This is a genomic window from Agarivorans sp. (assembly GCF_050295395.1).
Taxonomy (GTDB): Bacteria; Pseudomonadota; Gammaproteobacteria; order Enterobacterales; family Celerinatantimonadaceae; genus Agarivorans.
Map to the genome: position 1 here is coordinate 1 of NZ_JBNKPP010000147.1, position 1,821 is coordinate 1,821.

Here is a 1,821-nt window from a genome sequence, read left to right on the forward strand (position 1 = left end):
TGATAAGACGATAAATTGACACTGTCTTCAGCCAACTCGCGTCTACTGTCGGCTTCTGCCTGTTTAGTATTAGTCGGCTCAACAGCGGCAACAATTTCAATACCACCGGTCACCTTTTTGTTGGACATGATCACCGCATCACTGCCAAGCGTTTCTTTCACCTCGGCCAATGCTGTACGCATATCTTTTGCAAAAAAGCGTTTCATTTTCACGGTTCACCTTCCTTCTGCGCGCCCTTAGCTACTGTCCCACCGAGCTCACAATACGTATTTGTTTATCTTCAGGTACTTCTTGATAAGAAAGAACCCGCAAGGCTGGCATTGCTGTTTTAACAAATCGCGACATGCTTGAGCGCAAGATCCCCGATGTTAATAAGATGGCGGGTTGCCCAGCCAACTCTTGATTCTGACAAGCTTCGCTGAGAGAGACTTGTAACTTTTCTGCTAAACCAGGTTCCATACCTGCTCCATCGTTGCCAGCCGCCTGCATCGACTGATGCAATATTTGCTCCAAGTCTGGAGAAAGAGTAATAACCGGCAATTCTGCCTCACTGCCAATCAACTCTTGTACAATTAAGCGTTTCAAAGAAATTCGACACGCTGCCGTCAATACATCTGGGTCTTGAGTCTTAGGTCCATATTCCACCAAGGTCTGAACAATGCTGCGTACATCGCGAATAGGCACGCCCTCGTTTAACAGATTTTGTAGAACTTTCACAACGGTGGACAATGTCATGGTGTCAGGAACTAAACCTTCTACCAATTTAGGCAAACTACCCGCCAGCATGTCTAACAAGTTTTGTACTTCTTCATGGCCGAGTAAGCTAGCCGCATTATTGGTTAACAACTGACTCAAGTGGGTTGCCACTACAGTTGCAGAGTCAACCACTGTGTAACCTAGAGTTTGAGCATGTTCGCGCTGTTCGGTGGCGATCCACGCGGCCTCTAGGCCAAATGCCGGATCAGTAGTAGGCTGACCTTCAATTTTACCAAACACTTGACCGGGGTTAATCGCCATTTCACGGTCGTGGAAGACTTCCGATTCACCGTAGCTCACCCCCATTAGGGTAATCCGGTATTGGTTGGGTCCAAGATCTAAATTATCGCGAATATGCACGGCAGGAACCAAGAAACCCAAATCTTGAGAAAGCTTCTTACGCACGCCTTTAATTCGTGCGAGCAATTCGCCGCCTTGGCTCTTATCCACCAAGGGAATTAAGCGGTAACCCACTTCTAAGCCAATAACATCAACGGGCTGAACATCATCCCAACCCAACTCCTTCGGTTCAGCATTACTCATGGTATTAGGGCTACTGGGCTGCATGGCTGTTTCTGCAGCTGCTTTAGCGTCATTTTTGTGACGCAGCCAAGCGGTCACTAAACACACAGCCGCACAACTTAAAAATGCAATATGGGGCATTCCTGGAACAATGCCCATGACAAATAAGATAGAGCCACAAATAATCATTACTCGCGGATCTTTAAACATTTGCAGGCTAACCTGCTCACCCATATCCGCTTCGGTATTTTGTCGTGTTACGACCAGAGCAGCCGCAATTGACAACAGTAAGGAGGGAATTTGCGCGACCAAGCCATCTCCAATGGTCAACAAGGTATACACTTCAGCAGCTTCGGCGAAACTTAAATCGTGCTGAGCGACTCCAATAATAAAGCCGCCCAAAATATTAATAAACAAAATCAGAATACCAGCGATGGCATCCCCTTTTACAAACTTACTGGCACCGTCCATTGAACCGTAAAAGTCGGCTTCACTGGTTACATCACTGCGTCGCTCTCGAGCTTGTTCTTGGTCAATGATGCC

The 1,821-nt window shown here is 47.0% G+C and carries 1 protein-coding gene and 1 pseudogene; both read right to left on the minus strand.

Annotated elements, in window-relative coordinates:
* Nucleotides 1–212: pseudogene (locus tag ACQY6Q_RS08480) on the minus strand (flagellar biosynthesis protein FlhF); the annotation flags it as partial.
* Between the two features lie 28 nt (nt 213–240).
* Nucleotides 241–1,821 (minus strand): flagellar biosynthesis protein FlhA (locus ACQY6Q_RS08485; RefSeq protein ID WP_427980173.1); only part of this gene is annotated, 1,581 nt, incomplete at its 5' end.